Origin of the sequence: Microbacterium salitolerans, assembly GCF_019720895.1 — a bacterium.
Taxonomy (GTDB): Bacteria; Actinomycetota; Actinomycetes; order Actinomycetales; family Microbacteriaceae; genus Microbacterium.
In genome coordinates, this window is sequence record NZ_JAHKSH010000006.1 from 54,748 (window position 1) to 68,413 (window position 13,666).

Annotated in this window: 19 protein-coding genes; 13 read left to right on the forward strand and 6 right to left on the reverse strand. The window is 66.9% G+C overall.

The features are described from left to right. Positions 1–41: 41 nt before the first annotated feature. The 8 genes from KOL93_RS14220 (at position 42) to KOL93_RS14255 (ending at position 4,818) form a co-directional block, all read left to right on the forward strand. The gene (locus KOL93_RS14220) at positions 42–392 is read left to right on the forward strand and encodes a hypothetical protein (RefSeq protein ID WP_221586058.1); all 351 of its coding nucleotides are present in this window, start codon (positions 42–44) and stop codon (positions 390–392) included. Continuing rightward, positions 389–835, forward strand: coding sequence for a hypothetical protein (locus KOL93_RS14225; protein ID WP_221586059.1), 447 nt, complete (start codon positions 389–391; stop codon positions 833–835). The genes KOL93_RS14220 and KOL93_RS14225 overlap by 4 nt, the downstream gene beginning before the upstream one ends. Before the next feature lie 109 nt (positions 836–944). Continuing rightward, entirely contained in the window at positions 945–1,592 is a 648-nt protein-coding gene (locus KOL93_RS14230) for a hypothetical protein (RefSeq protein WP_221586060.1), read from the forward strand. Beyond that, positions 1,589–1,840 carry a hypothetical protein gene (locus KOL93_RS14235; protein WP_221586061.1) on the forward strand — a complete coding sequence of 84 codons (252 nt, stop codon included), beginning with the start codon at positions 1,589–1,591 and terminating at the stop codon, positions 1,838–1,840. The genes KOL93_RS14230 and KOL93_RS14235 overlap by 4 nt, the downstream gene beginning before the upstream one ends. Beyond that, positions 1,837–2,163 carry a WhiB family transcriptional regulator gene (locus KOL93_RS14240; RefSeq protein ID WP_221586062.1) on the forward strand — a complete coding sequence of 109 codons (327 nt, stop codon included), beginning with the start codon at positions 1,837–1,839 and terminating at the stop codon, positions 2,161–2,163. Before KOL93_RS14235 ends, KOL93_RS14240 begins: the two co-directional genes overlap by 4 nt. Before the next feature lie 38 nt (positions 2,164–2,201). Further along, the gene (locus KOL93_RS14245; protein WP_221586063.1) at positions 2,202–2,876 is read left to right on the forward strand and encodes a hypothetical protein; all 675 of its coding nucleotides are present in this window, start codon (positions 2,202–2,204) and stop codon (positions 2,874–2,876) included. 15 nt (positions 2,877–2,891) lie between these two features. Further along, positions 2,892–3,146: a hypothetical protein gene (locus KOL93_RS14250; protein WP_221586064.1), complete on the forward strand. Its 255-nt coding sequence runs from the start codon at positions 2,892–2,894 to the stop codon at positions 3,144–3,146. 466 nt (positions 3,147–3,612) lie between these two features. Then, positions 3,613–4,818: a phage major capsid protein gene (locus tag KOL93_RS14255; RefSeq protein ID WP_221586065.1), complete on the forward strand. Its 1,206-nt coding sequence runs from the start codon at positions 3,613–3,615 to the stop codon at positions 4,816–4,818. Between the two features lie 73 nt (positions 4,819–4,891). Here the strand turns inward: KOL93_RS14255 and KOL93_RS14260 are convergent, their stop codons facing one another. Further along, a complete protein-coding gene (locus KOL93_RS14260; protein WP_221586066.1) occupies positions 4,892–5,389 on the reverse strand; it encodes a hypothetical protein in 498 nt (165 codons plus the stop codon). Positions 5,390–5,806: 417 nt separating this feature from the next. Between KOL93_RS14260 and KOL93_RS14265 the strand changes: the two genes are divergently transcribed. Together KOL93_RS14265 and KOL93_RS14270 are read left to right on the forward strand one after the other, a co-directional pair. Further along, positions 5,807–6,208: a helix-turn-helix domain-containing protein gene (locus KOL93_RS14265; RefSeq protein WP_221586067.1), complete on the forward strand. Its 402-nt coding sequence runs from the start codon at positions 5,807–5,809 to the stop codon at positions 6,206–6,208. 22 nt (positions 6,209–6,230) lie between these two features. Continuing rightward, on the forward strand, positions 6,231–6,851 hold the full coding sequence (locus KOL93_RS14270) for a PIN domain-containing protein (RefSeq protein ID WP_221586068.1): 621 nt from the start codon (positions 6,231–6,233) through the stop codon (positions 6,849–6,851). A gap of 280 nt (positions 6,852–7,131) precedes the next feature. On the opposite strand, the gene KOL93_RS14275 is transcribed toward KOL93_RS14270, so the two are convergent. The 5 genes from KOL93_RS14275 to KOL93_RS14295 all read right to left on the reverse strand — a co-directional run bounded on the left by KOL93_RS14275 (position 7,132) and on the right by KOL93_RS14295 (position 9,959). After that, positions 7,132–7,332 (reverse strand): ferredoxin, encoded by a 201-nt coding sequence (locus KOL93_RS14275; RefSeq protein ID WP_221586069.1) that lies wholly within the window; start codon positions 7,330–7,332, stop codon positions 7,132–7,134. 23 nt (positions 7,333–7,355) lie between these two features. Further along, positions 7,356–8,399 (reverse strand): fatty acid desaturase family protein, encoded by a 1,044-nt coding sequence (locus KOL93_RS14280; protein ID WP_308291646.1) that lies wholly within the window; start codon positions 8,397–8,399, stop codon positions 7,356–7,358. A 232-nt stretch (positions 8,400–8,631) separates the two neighbouring features. Next, a complete protein-coding gene (locus KOL93_RS14285) occupies positions 8,632–8,913 on the reverse strand; it encodes a hypothetical protein (RefSeq protein WP_221586070.1) in 282 nt (93 codons plus the stop codon). A 119-nt stretch (positions 8,914–9,032) separates the two neighbouring features. Next, positions 9,033–9,611, reverse strand: a complete 579-nt coding sequence (locus KOL93_RS14290) for a hypothetical protein (RefSeq protein WP_221586071.1) — start codon at positions 9,609–9,611, stop codon at positions 9,033–9,035. A gap of 186 nt (positions 9,612–9,797) precedes the next feature. Further along, complete coding sequence (locus KOL93_RS14295; protein ID WP_221586072.1) at positions 9,798–9,959, reverse strand: hypothetical protein; 162 nt, start codon at positions 9,957–9,959, stop codon at positions 9,798–9,800. A 128-nt stretch (positions 9,960–10,087) separates the two neighbouring features. On the opposite strand from KOL93_RS14295, the gene KOL93_RS14300 reads away from it, so the two are divergent. From KOL93_RS14300 to KOL93_RS14310, 3 genes are all read left to right on the forward strand, one after another. After that, a complete protein-coding gene (locus tag KOL93_RS14300) occupies positions 10,088–10,705 on the forward strand; it encodes an amino acid deaminase (RefSeq protein ID WP_221586073.1) in 618 nt (205 codons plus the stop codon). 237 nt (positions 10,706–10,942) lie between these two features. Beyond that, the gene (locus KOL93_RS14305; RefSeq protein ID WP_221586074.1) at positions 10,943–12,313 is read left to right on the forward strand and encodes an RraA family protein; all 1,371 of its coding nucleotides are present in this window, start codon (positions 10,943–10,945) and stop codon (positions 12,311–12,313) included. A gap of 5 nt (positions 12,314–12,318) precedes the next feature. Next, positions 12,319–13,659 (forward strand): TRAP transporter large permease subunit, encoded by a 1,341-nt coding sequence (locus KOL93_RS14310; RefSeq protein ID WP_221586075.1) that lies wholly within the window; start codon positions 12,319–12,321, stop codon positions 13,657–13,659. Positions 13,660–13,666: the final 7 nt, after the last annotated feature.

Consider the following 13,666-nt stretch of genomic DNA (forward strand, 5'->3'; position numbering starts at 1 on the left):
GCGAAGACCAGGACACCAACGCTCAAGAAGGGGAGCCGATCATGACCATGATCGCAGAGACCGAGGAAGACCGCGAGGCACGCTACGTCGCGGAGCATCCCGAGATCAGCGCGGCCGTGCCCAGCTGGGCCGATGAGCTCGAGGTCGATCTCGACGACCCCGACGACGTCGCATTCATGGGCCGGCGCACGGTCGGCAGCATCGAGATCATCGCTTCCGGCGACCACACCCCGGAGGGCGCAGCGCTCGCGCCCGACGACGCATTCTCGCTGTGGCTCCCGGCGCACGAGCTCCACGAGAACACAGGGCGCGCTCTCGCCGCGCATGCCCGCCGCATCGCGGTCGACCTCATCACCGCCGCGGCACTGCTCGACGAGAAGGCCGCAGCGTGAGCGGCGGCGCGCGCCCGTGGCCGACGCTCCTCGACCGCGAGCAACACGGATGGCGGATCCAGGTCATCGCGCCGGAGGATCACCCCACGGCCGTCTACCTCGACCGTGTTGAGTACCCCGCGCCGGCGCTTGCCGAGATGTTCGGCACGCTCGTCCAGAACTATGACCGCCGATTCGTGCGCTGCGTCCTGTTCCGAAACGCGACGCTCGAGCACGTCGCGTCGGGGATCCACTGGGTACAGCAGACCGCCGAGGGCGCAGCCGACGATCTCCCGATCTGGGAGCCGTACCCGCGACCGGACGGCACGCAAGCACGCAGAACACGGGCCGGGTATCGGATCGACGAACTCGCGGCATTCAACGAGATCACGCGACACCTGAACATCGACACGACGCGCCACCTCGTGGCCGCCGGCGACGAGAAGCGGGAGGTCAGCGCATGACGACCGAGAGGGCATGGACATGATGGGCGCAGGACTCGCCAAGGCCGCTATCGCGGTCGCTGACGCGCTCGAGTTGCGTGAGCACGCCCCCGCACGCATCTACTTCGCGATGGCGCTGACGGCGCTCGACAGAGACGCGCAGCCGACGTTCTACGGGGGTCGAGACGCACTCGTCGCGGCTCTGGCAGCGCGCCGTGACCGTGCCGGCTACGCCGCGGCCGAACGTGCCGTGCGCACTCTCGTCGGGCGCGGCCTGATCGATGTCGCGGCGAAAGGCGTGCCGGGGAGGCCGACACGGTACCGGATCCTCAATGGCCGGGGCGCGCCGCTGACTCCGAACACACCACGCTCAGCGTGGGGAGAATCCGAATCACCCCACGCTGAGCAGGGTGTGAATAACTCGGAACACCCCACGCTCAACGTGACAACACCCCACGCTGAGCGTGCCGAACACCCCACGCTCAACGTGGGGCAGAGGAATAGGGAGGAGAAGGAGGAGAGTCAGTCCTCTACAGAACCTCACGACCGCGCGCGCGACGTCCGAAGATTCGACCGCTTCGACCTCACACGATTCAGGGCCGAGTCTCCCGACTTGCGCATGCTGAGCGACGAGACGCTGCGAAGGGTCGCGAACGAGACGCTCGGCCGAGCGCGCGGCGAGGTCCGAGACGAGACGGCCTACGTCCTCCGCGCGGCGAAGGATCCCGAGTGGATCTCGCACGCGATGAATCTCGAGTGGGATCGAGCCGTCGCATGAACGCGTCGGAGGCATACGCCGACCTCGGCGGCGGGATCCCCCGCGAGGACACGACCGCGCGGGGAGTCCGTCGCGCGGACACCCTCACGCCGCCCCGCACGCCTCAGACGAGCGCACGCGGCCGTCTGGCGCACGTTCACCGCTTCGATGAACAGTCGGGCTGGTGCGACTGCGGAACGCGCGACACGGGCGAGCTCGCGGTCGGCTCGCCCGCATGGGCCGCAGCCGGACGGAAGGCCACACGATGAGCGTTCTCCCGCCGGCGCGGATCCGGGATCGACTCGGCGAGGTGCACGCCGACCACGTCGAGTCGATCCCGCCCTCGCGCGCCGCGACCCGCGAACACCAGGCGCTGCAGCGCGTCCTCGACCAGCACGCCCCGGCGTGCCAGGGCGACGACCGGTTCACGGCCGACGCGCACACCCTCGCCCGTGGCGACGTCGCCGCGCTGCGCGCCATCTGCGGCACGTGCCCGGCGCTCGCCGAGTGCCGCGCCTATGCGGCCGCGTCGCGCCCCGCGGCGGGCGTGTGGGCCGGGACGTCGTACCCGAGGAAGGAAGCTCCCCAGTGACATCACGCGGATGCATTCGCGGCTGCGCCAGGCGCGGCGTGCACTTCGCCACCTGCCCCGCGTACGGCGCGGACGACCCCGACGGCACGTGCACCGGGTGCGCTCCCGTCGACGCCCGCGACGGCGCCCTCGTCTGCCACCGCTGCTACGGCAAACTGCGCCGCCGCCTCGAGACCGCGCCCGAGATCGCCGCGCACCTGCGACGCCTCGCCCGCACCGGCGGGAGCGCCAAGCGCTACGACCGCGAGTCCCACGGCCGCATGCCGCGCCGCATGGCGCCCGTCGACCCCGACGTGCTCGACGCGCTGCGCGACGTGCTCGACACGCTCAACGCGACCGCCACCGCCGATGCCACGCCCGACGAGGTGCACGAGATCGCGCTCGGCGCGGCCGGCGCGGTCCTCGCCGACTACGACGCCATCGTCAACGACGCCGGCGCGTTCGCGACCTGGTGGCAAGTCACGATGCCCACGCAGCTCCCCGACTGGCCGGAGTTCTGGACCATCGCCCGAGCGTTCGCGCGATGGCCGCTCGAGGACCGCAGCGGATGGGCCGCGCTCCCGTGCCCCGGCTGCGACCTGCGCATGCTCCGACGCATCCCGCCCGCCCGCGCTGGCGTGCCCGAGTGGTACGTGTGCAGCTCGTGCGAGTGGGAACGCAACGACACCGACGACGACGGACTGTGGGCGCTCGTGATCGCCGACGCCGCCTGACAGGAAGGAACCGACATGACGACGACCGATGTGAAGAGCCTCACGGGGCAGCTCGTCCTCGCGATCGACGCGAAGGACGAGCCGGAAGCGCGGCATGTCCTCGCGCACTTCGACGATGACCCGACGGCGACGTTCGCCCTGATCATGGCGCTCGTGGGCACGGCGACCGAGTGCATGAAGACCATCGCGGGCGAACGCTGGCGCGAGGCGCTGCAGCTCGCCCTGCTCGACGGATCCCTCGACGAGAAGACAACCGATGCCGCGGAGTGACAACCCGTTCGACAAGCCCCTGCCCCCGCACCCGTTCGACTCGCGCACGACGTCGCCCGCGGAGCGCCTGCGCGGCCCGGACGGATTCCTCGCCGCCAGCGACGAGGTCGCCTATCTCGCCTCGACGCGAGTTTCGGCAGAACGCGACGACGGCCCGGTAGAATCGAGACAGCAAGTTGACGGCGCTGTAGTCGCCCCGCACGAACCGGCCAAGGTCTCGCACCGAGGAGCCCATGCGGACGGGGTCGGCAGGAATCAGTCGCAGAGTCAAGACCGAGGAGCCCGCCGGGGCCAAGGTCGAGGAACTCTTTCGGACACGAGCGAACACAGACGAGGGTGAACCCCTCTCCGGTCAGTGCGTCAGCGCACGCGGAGAGCACATAGCCCGACGACCTGTGATCCACCGCCATTGGCGCGCATCCGCCCATTCTCGGGCCGCGCCACAGATCCAGAAAGCAGAACCATCATGGAATCCAACGAGACCATGCATCGCGAACTGAAGGCAGCTCGCGCGATCGCCGAGAAGGCCGAGAGCGAAAACCGAGACCTCACGCCCGACGAAGTCGAGCAGGCCACAACCCACCTCAAGGCGTACGAATCGGCGAAGACCAGCCTCACGGCGACGCCGGGACAGAACTTCATCCGCGAAGACAGCGAGACCGGCCGAGCTCTGAAGAGCATCGGCATCAACCCCTGGTCGAACCCGGACGACGCAATGTCGCCGCGCGCCAAGGGCGCCAAGCGCACGAAGCGCTCGGCAATGTGGTCCAAGGGAGTCGCCGACCGCATCGACTCGATGTCGCAGAAGATCGTCGGCGACACGGTCGGCATGAAGGCGCTCGTCTCCGGATCGATCTCGGTCCCGAGCGCGCTCGACCAGGGGCAGCCCGTCACGATCGACACCGTGCAGACGACCGTGCTCGACCTCATCGCTCGCGGCGAGCCCGACGGCAACCGGCAGGGCAACGAGTTCCAGTACGTCCGCCAGACCGCACGCGACAGCCAGGCCGGCGCGGTCGCCGACCTCGACCCCAAGCCGACGTCGACGTACACGTTCGGCGAGGTCAAGGATCACTTCCGCGTCTACGCGAACAAGACCGAGGATCTGCCCTACCGCTACCTCTCGGATCACGCGACGCTGACCGACGTCATCCGCGAACAGCTCGCCGAGGACACGCTCCTCGCGATCGAGGAAGACGCGCTGTCGGGCGCCGGTACCGGCGAGGAGCTGACCGGCATCCTCAACACGTCCGGAATCCAGGCGCAGCCGTTCGACACCGACCGGCTCACGACGCTCAGCAACGCGAAGTACAAGCTCCTCGGCCAGGAACTCGCCTTCGACGGCTGGGTACTGAACCCGACCGACCTCCAGGCGCTCGAGCTGCTCCGCGAGGGCGGCACCACGGGTCCGTTCCTGTTCAAGTCCCGCGCCGAGATCGCCGCGTTCCTCGGCGCACCCATCGCCCTCTCGCAGGGGATCCCGGCCGGAACGGCGCTCGTCGGCAACTTCGAACAGGGCGCCGACCTCATCCCGAAGGGCGACGACGAGCTCGTGGTCGACACGAAGAAGCGCACCGACAACAACACGTTCCTGCTGATGTACGAGGGCAGCTACGGCTTCCGCGTCAAGAAGCCCGTCAGCTTCGTCGAGGTCACTCTCACGGGAGCGTAACCAGACCACCGTGCCTCTTCTTGAGCGGGGCACGGCGGGACGCGTGAATCAGGGAGCACGCGCCACAGAGGCGTCACCTGCGAGTCTTCTTCTCCTGGCTCGCAGGTGACGCCTCGCCCTCTGCGTGAGACATCCGGGTCAACTCGACGTCGATCTTCCTGAACACGCGCTTCGACCACTTCCTGCCGCGCGCCCATGAATCGAGTTCGTCGTAGACCGCGTCGGCGAGCCCGAAGTACTCCTCAGGCATTGGCTTCTGCTCGAGCTCATACCTCGCGCGCATCGAGTAGATCTTCGCCAGCACGTTCCGCAACCGGCGCTCAACCTTACGGAACGAGCCACGGTGTACCACGTCCACCGCATACGGCACACGCGGAACATTGGGAGGACGATCCAATTTGCCGTCGAGACTCTCGATCACCTTCTCGTCGACGATCTTCTCGACCCACTCGGCGCGCTCACCCAGACGAGCGCGGCGCTCGTTCCACGCTTGAAGCCCGATCGTGGCACCGAACGACAACAGACCACCAATGACGGCGCCCACGAGAGCAGCGATGACTTCCTCCGACATGCGGCAACCGTAGCCGGTGCAGCACCCGTCCTACGGGTAGGGGCGTTCGGATTGCTGGCGCCGTACCCCAGAGCAGTGCGCCGGTAGTGATCTGTCCCCCTCCGGACACCAATGTCCCACCTTCGATGTCCCACCTGTCCCACGTCCTGTGGTCGGGGATCCGCACCGTCGCGCGGATCCCCGACCACACGGCGTGACGCGACGCGTGACGAAGTGGGACAGGTGGGACAGAGTGGGGCAAGGCGAGGCAAGCAACTGCACGACGTGCTTCATTGCCCGGTGGACAACACCTCGCTCAGCTCCTAGAGTGACAACCAGGGTTACACTTAATCTGCAAGCGCGATGTCTACTGTCGCTGCAATGTCTCACTAGAACGAGGAACTCATGCCAACGCAAACGTTGTCGCGTGCTGACCAAGTGGTCATCCAACAGCAGGCCTCTGGAGTCGTGGAGGGCGTCCGAGACCACCAGGGCGTCGATGTCGAGGTGGTCGTCGACGGGCACCGCATCCGCGCCGGCCACGATCTGTCCCAGTTCATCGTGAGCATAATCGATCAGCTCTCAGATGGGGCGACAATCGGAACGGTCTCACTCCCCAAGGAGTTGACGACCACCACGGCCGCGCAGCAGCTCGGAATCTCCCGTCCAACCCTCATGAAGCTTGTAAAGAGCGGCGAGCTCCCCTCGCACAGGGTCGGCACTCACACCCGCATCTTGACGAGCGACCTCTACGCATACCGCGACGCCAAGCTCACCGCCAGCCGACAGGCGTTCGAAGAGTTGCAGCAACTCGAGATCGACCACGGCATCACCGACTGAGGCCGCTGTGACATTCCCAGTTGTGGTCGTCGACGCGAACGTCTTGTTCTCGCGCACGCTACGTTCGTGGTTCTTCAACCTTGCAACGCAGGGATCCCCACCATCGTTCTCACTGGTCTCAACGGAGGACATCAACGCCGAGGCAATCGCCCGCATCAGGGATCGATACCCCGACCTCGATGGTGGGGTGATCACGAAGATCGCTAGGCAGCTGCGCGAGGTGTGCACGATTCAGGAGGACTTTGATGGGAGCCTGCGGTTCCCGGGAGACGACGTAAACGACTCTCATGTGCACTCAGCAGCAGTCGAGGCTCGGGCTGGCTACCTGGTGACGGCAGACACCGGCTTCCACACGATCGAGGACGCCGACGCTCTCCCGTACGAGGTATACACCCCCGATGATTTCCTGATGCTCGCCAACGAACAGTCCCGAGAGCGAGTTCTGATGGCGACCCGGGAGAATCTGAAGTTCTACCAGAAAGCCCTGAACAGTTCCGCTGACACGAAACCACTCGCCGACGCCCTGAAGGCTTCAGGCTGCCCAAAATTTGCCGAGGTCGTGACAGAGAACCTGATCCTCCTTAGTGGAGCCTCGAGGCGCGAAGCGCGAGACAAGATGCTGCAGATCGAGGGAGTGCGGTAGCCGACAGGAAACACCCCGGAGGGCGGCCGCAGGTGACCAGTGCTCCACCCCGCCTCCCGGGGCAGATACGGGTCCGCGCTGAGTCCGCAGAAGTGTCAACTCTGCCCATCGCCAGACGGGCACACCTGGAGGATTAATGCCCGATCAGACGGTAAACAACCACAAGTCGCAACAGCCCCCGGTTCTCGGGCATCTGTTCCAGAACTACCGGTAGCGCACGCGTTCATCCGCGTGGCGGCGTGACCGGCCGCTGGTGCGTGCGCGGCCGTGGTTCCAGGCCTCAGTCCTCCTCGACCTGGATCGTCGCGGATGGACACAGGTCTTCGGCCTCCCGGACGGCGTTCCATTCGGACTCGGGCGGGTTCTCATCGAGGACGCTGACGAACCCGCCGTCCTCGTCTCGGTTCGCGAAGACGCGCGGCGCAGTGCGCCCGCAGTTGCCGGACGCGATGCACGTCGTGGGATTGACGGTGACCTTCATGGGCTCTCCTTGCGTATCGTCGCTCAGCCGCGGTACAGCCGGACGAGGGGGCAGGTGTACGGATCGCGGTTCTTCAGCCCGACCTGGTTGAGGTAGGCGATGATCGTCCGGGACGCCTCGCCGAGCGTCGTCTCGGTGTAGGGGATCCCGTTCTCGGCGCAGTGCCTTCGCACCAGCTTCTGCAGGGCGGGGAGGTTCGGGCGCGGAGCCATGGGGAACAGGTGATGCTCGATCTGGTATTCGAGGCCTCCCATGAAGAAGTGCACCACCGGGCCCCCTCGGACGTTGCGGGACATGTGCACCTGTCGACGCAGGAAGTCGATGTCGGCGTCGCGCGGGACGGTCGGCATCCCGATGTGGTTCGGCGAGAACGCACCACCCAGCAGGAAGCCGAAGATCGCAATCTGCACCAGAACGAACGAGATCGCCATCATGGGCGGGAGCACGAGGAACAGCAGCGCCACGTACCCGAGTATCCGAATGCCGACGAAGACGATCTCCGTCCAGCGATACTTCACGTTCTTGTCGGTGAGGATCGCCTTGACAGAGTCCACGTGCAGCGAGAAGCCCTCGAAGAACAGCAGCGGGATGAAGTAGTAGCCCTGATAGCGGCCGAGCCTGGCCACGAGACCAGTGCGTTTGTCGGTGCCCTCCGGCGTGAAGGAGAGGACGCCAGGCGCGGCGTCCGGGTCCTGTCCCTCCTTGTTGGGATTGGCGTGATGGCGTCCGTGCTTGTCGATCCACCAGCCGTAGCTGAGACCCATGAACAGCCCGGCCAGGACGCGCGAGACCCATTCATTCCATCCCTGGGTGGCGAAGATCTCCTGATGGGCGGCCTCGTGCGCGAGGAATCCCAACTGCGCCATCACGACGCCGAGAAGCGCGGCCAGGATCAGCTGGAACCACGTCTCGCCCAGCAGGACGACACCGACCAGGATCGCGACCGCGGCCGTCGTCCAGAACAGCAGCATCGCCCAGTAGAACCCGTACCTGCGACGCATCAGCCCGGAGTCGTTGGCCTCCGCCGAGAGCTGACGAAATGTCTCCACGTAGCGTTCGCCGAGCACCACCGCCTCCAATCGGATCTCGCCTACCCGGTTGCCGAGACCCTATGCGGCCGACGTCCGGGAATCGAGGGGCTTGCCAGGCGTGTGCGTATTCGCTAAACCTCACCGGCCCGGGTGGGACTGCGCAGAGGGCGACGCTGGCGCAGAAGGCGATGGTGAACGCGGCACGCGTTCGACGTGACGAACGACTCTTCTGATCGAGATCAGAAACGGTCGGTGCGACCGAGCTCCGTCACCGGAACAGCGTCGTCACCACGAACATCGTCACGATCACGAAGAGCACGATCGCGCCGAGAGCAGCACCGATGATCGCTGGCCACACGCGCGCATCGCGGCGGGCCTCGTATCGGTGGAGAGCGATGATCCCGAGGATGACCGCGGCGAGCGCCGGCAGAGCGGCGAGGACGTCGCCGATCATCGGCACGACCAGGCACAGCACAGCGACGATCCCGAGGGCGAGCGCGTAGCGACCCACACCTTCGCGCGCCGTTGGGGCGTCCGGAACAGCGTGCATGATCTGATCATGCCCGATCGATCACAGGCTGCCTTGTCGAGGTCGACGTCGTCCGTCCGTGCCGACTGCCGGCCCCGCAGCCCGCCACGGTCGCGACACCGCTGACGTCGGCCAATGATTCAGCTCGCCGTGCAGCTCGAGTACGCCATTCCGAGCAGGTCGTAGCCGATCGACCAGGCAAATTCGATCGCGTCGGACTCCCAGCCACCAGGGCCGAGCGCCGTCACCGTCGCCGTCCCGCGCCACGTGGACGACCAGCCCCCTCCGATCCCCCATGCGAGCGCGGTCGTATCGGCCGACACGACCGTCGGCGTGTTCGCCGCAATATACGAAGCACCGTCCGGGGTCGCCCCAGTCGCCCACCCAGCGGGCACGTCATCGACTTCCTCGCCCCAGTCGTCGCCGTCTCCCAGCATCACCGTCACCCGGTATGCACTGACCTCGACCCCTTCCTCGGCCGCGTCGAAGCGCAGTACATGAGGACTGCCGCCTGTATTTCCATCACAGGTGGTCAGTGGAGCCGCGACGTACCCCGCCGACGCGCTGACGACGCCGGATTCCTGCGTCGTCCAGGCCGCATCGGTCTGCTGCACGAGAGCCGTCGGACCGGCGATCGAGGCCGTTCCTCCGACGAATCCGGCGGCCACCGCGACCGCTGCTCCAACCGACAGCAGCACGTGCCGTCGTGAGCGCTGCATCCACCGAATCATCGCGTCCTCCGTGTCCTCTTTTGACTCGAGTTCACACCCGAACGTCGACGCCGACGACATGTGTGCGTGGAACCACGTACGAGAATGCGTGGCAGCGCGCGCCCAGCGCCTCGCGCACATGACGACGGCGCCCCTCCTGCTCAGGAGCAGGAGGGGCGCACAGCGCGTGGGCGGCTACCGCTTGTTGGCGGAGATCTTGCGCATCAGCCAGACGATGATGGCGATGATGGCGAGAACGATGCCGACCCAGAGAAGGAAGCGAACGGCCTCCATCAGACCGCCCACGATCAGCAGGACCACGGCGACGATGATGATGACCCACAGAAAGATGTTCATGTGCTCACGGTAGGACTCTCCTCGTCGACTGCCAAGTACCCTGGGCCATTGATTCGATGCGCACGACGAGACAGCGCACATCCGCAGCGGACCCGGTCGATCGGGCCCGCCCCCCTCACGGAGCCACGATGATCCCCGCCCTCGAGACCGTGCTGCGCTGCGTCGAGGCCGATGCGTTCGCCGGGCTGTTCGACGAGTGGGGCTGGTCGACCGTGGTCGATGAGCACGTCGGCGCGCCGGTCGTCGAACGGGATCTGTTCGAGAAGCTCCATGACACAGCGGGCATCACAACCGACTTTCCGATCGGCAACGCCGGGGTCGTCCATGTCTACGGCTACCTCTTCTCGACCGTGGCGACCCCGCACGGCTACAAGCGGGACCGGTGGAACGACGGCATCCTCGCGCGCACTCTCGGGCTGCCGAGCGGCGCCTTCCGCCTGGGCGACAGCACCGAGGAGACGTCGCTGCAGCGGGTGACGGACGCCGCGCTTCCCCTACTGCTCGCTCCGCCCGCTGACGCCGCGGGGGTCATCGATCAGTGCGTCGACGGCGCGACGACCCGCGCCGTCGTGACGTGTCCGTCACCCGACGGCTCCGGGGCCCTCATCTCGGGGATCGACACGGGCCGCGGGTTCCGCCTCATCACGGCGTTCCCCGTGGCCGACGCGCGCGCCTTCGCGCGCGCAGCCGCCGCGCAGCCCCCGCGGCTGCGCTGGAACGCGGCACGAGCTCCGTTCGACGCCTGACGCTCGGCTCCGCGCGTCGGAGCATCACCGAGCGGCCGCCCCCGTCCACACACGCGTCGAGAGCCCGTCATGCGGGAAGCGACGGCTCCGCTGTGTGCCCCACTCAGCGACTCGTCAGCCTGTGCGGTCCACAAGCGCGCATCTCAACGACGGAAGTTGCAATGAAACCGTCACTTCATGCACACTACTTACCACTGTGCGGCAATGTATGCCACAAGGTAAGCAAAGGGGCTGAGAATGAAGAGATTCACCGTGACCGTCGTCGGCCTGGGTGAAGTCGGATCCGTGTTCAGCGAGGCACTGGCCTCCGTCGATCACCACGTCTACGGCTTCGACCCGTTCACGGACGTCACACCGACGGGAGTCGAGCGTGTGCACGCTCTGGCGGATTGTGTGGGCGGGTCAGACGCGGTACTCGTCGCCACGTCGGCCTCGACGGCCGTGCGGATCGCGGCAGACGTGGCCCCCTTCGCGCACGATCGTCTGACGTATATCGACCTCAATGCGGCGCATCCAGATATCAAGCGTCAGGTGCAGGCGTTGCTCCCGGAGAAGACGCACCTCGTCGACGGAGCGATTCTCGGATCGATCAGGAAGTTCGGCGCGCGCGCCCGAATCCTCCTCTCCGGCGCGGAGACGTCTGAGGCGGTCGCGCTGCTCGACACGCTCGGCGGCGAAGTCGAGGTCGTCGGTGAGCAGGTCGGCGATGCCTCGACCATGAAACTCGTACGATCGGCATTCATGAAGACCCTCGGCGCATCGATCGTCGAGGCGATTGACGCGGGCCGCGAGCTCGACGTCGAGAGCTGGGTTCGCGGCGAGATCGCGCGCGAGCTGACGGACGGTGCCGCAGGTGCGGAGCGGCTGTACGACGGCACGCGCACCCATGCGGTCCGCCGATCCGTCGAGGCGACGGCGGCGGCCGATCTCCTGACGTCCCGCGGGATCGACGCGACGATGGCCTCCGCCACCGCGAGGAAGACAGCGATCTCAGGACTTGAGGTGAACAGTGGCGGCGCACTCTCGGAGCTCGGCTCACTTCCCGTCGCGAACGTCGGCGACGCACTCGATCGTCACACAGGGATCCTGCCACCTCAGATCTCGCGGCGTTCTGGCGAGGGCATCGTTGTGGGACGCGCGCTGACGATCGAATGCACCGCAGGGAGCAATGATGCGCTTCACCGCGCTCTGCAGATCGCACGGTCGGGCGACTTCCTCGTGGTGTCGGCCCGAACGACACCGGATCGCGCCATGCTCGGAGAGCTCATCGGTTTCCGCAGCCAGGCGGCGGGCGTCGTCGGCCTGATCGTCGACGGCGCCATCCGCGACGTCGACGATCTTCAGCAGGCCGGAATCTCCACGTGGTCGACAGCCGTGACGCCTGCGGGCCCGTACAAGACATCTGGCGGACATGTCGGCAGGCCCATCGCGATCGGCTCCGTCGTCATTCAGACCGGTGACATCGTCGTGGCGGACGACGACGGCATCATGGTTCTCGCACCGACCGATGTCCCCGATGCCGCGGCAGGCGCACGCCGCGTCGCGGACGAAGAGCAGCGCCGCCGCGCGTCGATCACGGGCGCGATCGCCCACAGCAGCGAGGACTGAGGCATATGGCTCTCATCGCACTCGCGGTGTTCATCACGATCATCATCACGTGGAGCGTCGCGGTCAAGCGCAATATGGGCGAGGCCATGATCCTCGGGTTCATCGGCACGGCCCTCTTCGCGGGACAGGAGATGCTCCCGATCGCCTGGGCGGCGATCATCGAGGCGTCGACGTCTGTCGTCGTCTACGCCGCCGCGGCCTTCATCTTCATGGCCTACCTGGTCGAGAAGACGGGCGTGATCACGCGGCTGACCGACATCCTGTCCTCGGTGTTCGGCCGTCTGCGCGGAGGACCTGCGTACGTCGACGCGATCGTGTCGGGCACACTCGGGGCGATCGCGGGAGGATCGAACACCGGGAATGCGGCGGCGAGCGGATCCATTACCGGCCCCTGGATGACACGCACCGGGTGGAGTCGGGAACGCGCCGCGACGGTCATCGCCGGCAACGCCGGACTCGGTGCCGGCATCCCGCCAAGCGCATCGATGGTGATCGTCGCGGGCCTGGTCGCGAGCATGACCACGCTCGAGAGCATCTACATCGGCCTGCTGTGCGCGGGGCTCTATCAGGTGCTCCATCGCGTCGTCGTCACGTTCGCGTTCACACGCATCGACCGAATCCCGCGCATGCACGCGGATGAGATCCCCCCATTCGTCCGGGCTCTCTCCTCCGGGTGGCCGACGCTCTTGATCTTCCTGGCGGCTGCTCTGCCCATCGTCTTCACGGCCGGTCCGGGAGCGATCTGGCTCGAGGAGTCGACGCCCCTCGGCGAGGCGGTGGGAGATGCCTCGCTCATCGTCTGGATCCCCGTGTTCATCATCGCGACAGTCGTCGCGATCGCCTGGCGCAGTCTTCCGCGAAGCGCTCCCGCGGCGCGGGAGTTCGCGCAGGGAGTGATCACGCGCTACTCAACGATCGTGGTGATCATCTTCTTCGCCATTGCCGCCAGCGAGATCCTGAGCGAACTCGGGCTGTCGCAGGAAGTCGCCGACCTGCTCGAGCGCGCGTCGCTGCCGACCTGGCTCCTGCTGATCATCGTGTCGATCTTCGTCGTGGTCATCGCCGGCCCGCTGTCGTCGACCGCCACGGTGACGACGATCGGGCAGGTCGTGATCCTCACGCTCGTCGACGTGGGCATCGATCCCGCTGTGGCAGCCGTCGTCCTCCTCACGCTCGCGTCTTCGGAGGGCGCATCCCCGCCCGCGTCGGGCTCGATCTTCGTCGCATCGGCGCTCGTCGGCGCGAGGCCCGAGCGCACATTCCTCCCGCTGGTCATCTACTACGTCGTGCCGATCACCGCCATCGCGGTGCTCATCGGCCTCGGCGTGCTTCCGATCCTCACGTGAAAGGCGC

Coding starts and splice junctions, on each gene's coding strand:
- KOL93_RS14220 (WP_221586058.1), top strand. CDS start 42: ATGACCATGATCGCAGAGACCGAGGAAGACCGCGAGGCACGCTACGTC.
- KOL93_RS14230 (WP_221586060.1), top strand. CDS start 945: ATGGCGCTGACGGCGCTCGACAGAGACGCGCAGCCGACGTTCTACGGG.
- KOL93_RS14235 (WP_221586061.1), top strand. CDS start 1,589: ATGAACGCGTCGGAGGCATACGCCGACCTCGGCGGCGGGATCCCCCGC.
- KOL93_RS14240 (WP_221586062.1), top strand. CDS start 1,837: ATGAGCGTTCTCCCGCCGGCGCGGATCCGGGATCGACTCGGCGAGGTG.
- KOL93_RS14250 (WP_221586064.1), top strand. CDS start 2,892: ATGACGACGACCGATGTGAAGAGCCTCACGGGGCAGCTCGTCCTCGCG.
- KOL93_RS14255 (WP_221586065.1), top strand. CDS start 3,613: ATGGAATCCAACGAGACCATGCATCGCGAACTGAAGGCAGCTCGCGCG.
- KOL93_RS14260 (WP_221586066.1), bottom strand. CDS start 5,389: ATGTCGGAGGAAGTCATCGCTGCTCTCGTGGGCGCCGTCATTGGTGGT.
- KOL93_RS14275 (WP_221586069.1), bottom strand. CDS start 7,332: ATGAAGGTCACCGTCAATCCCACGACGTGCATCGCGTCCGGCAACTGC.
- KOL93_RS14285 (WP_221586070.1), bottom strand. CDS start 8,913: ATGCACGCTGTTCCGGACGCCCCAACGGCGCGCGAAGGTGTGGGTCGC.
- KOL93_RS14290 (WP_221586071.1), bottom strand. CDS start 9,611: ATGCAGCGCTCACGACGGCACGTGCTGCTGTCGGTTGGAGCAGCGGTC.
- KOL93_RS14295 (WP_221586072.1), bottom strand. CDS start 9,959: ATGAACATCTTTCTGTGGGTCATCATCATCGTCGCCGTGGTCCTGCTG.
- KOL93_RS14300 (WP_221586073.1), top strand. CDS start 10,088: ATGATCCCCGCCCTCGAGACCGTGCTGCGCTGCGTCGAGGCCGATGCG.
- KOL93_RS14305 (WP_221586074.1), top strand. CDS start 10,943: ATGAAGAGATTCACCGTGACCGTCGTCGGCCTGGGTGAAGTCGGATCC.
- KOL93_RS14310 (WP_221586075.1), top strand. CDS start 12,319: ATGGCTCTCATCGCACTCGCGGTGTTCATCACGATCATCATCACGTGG.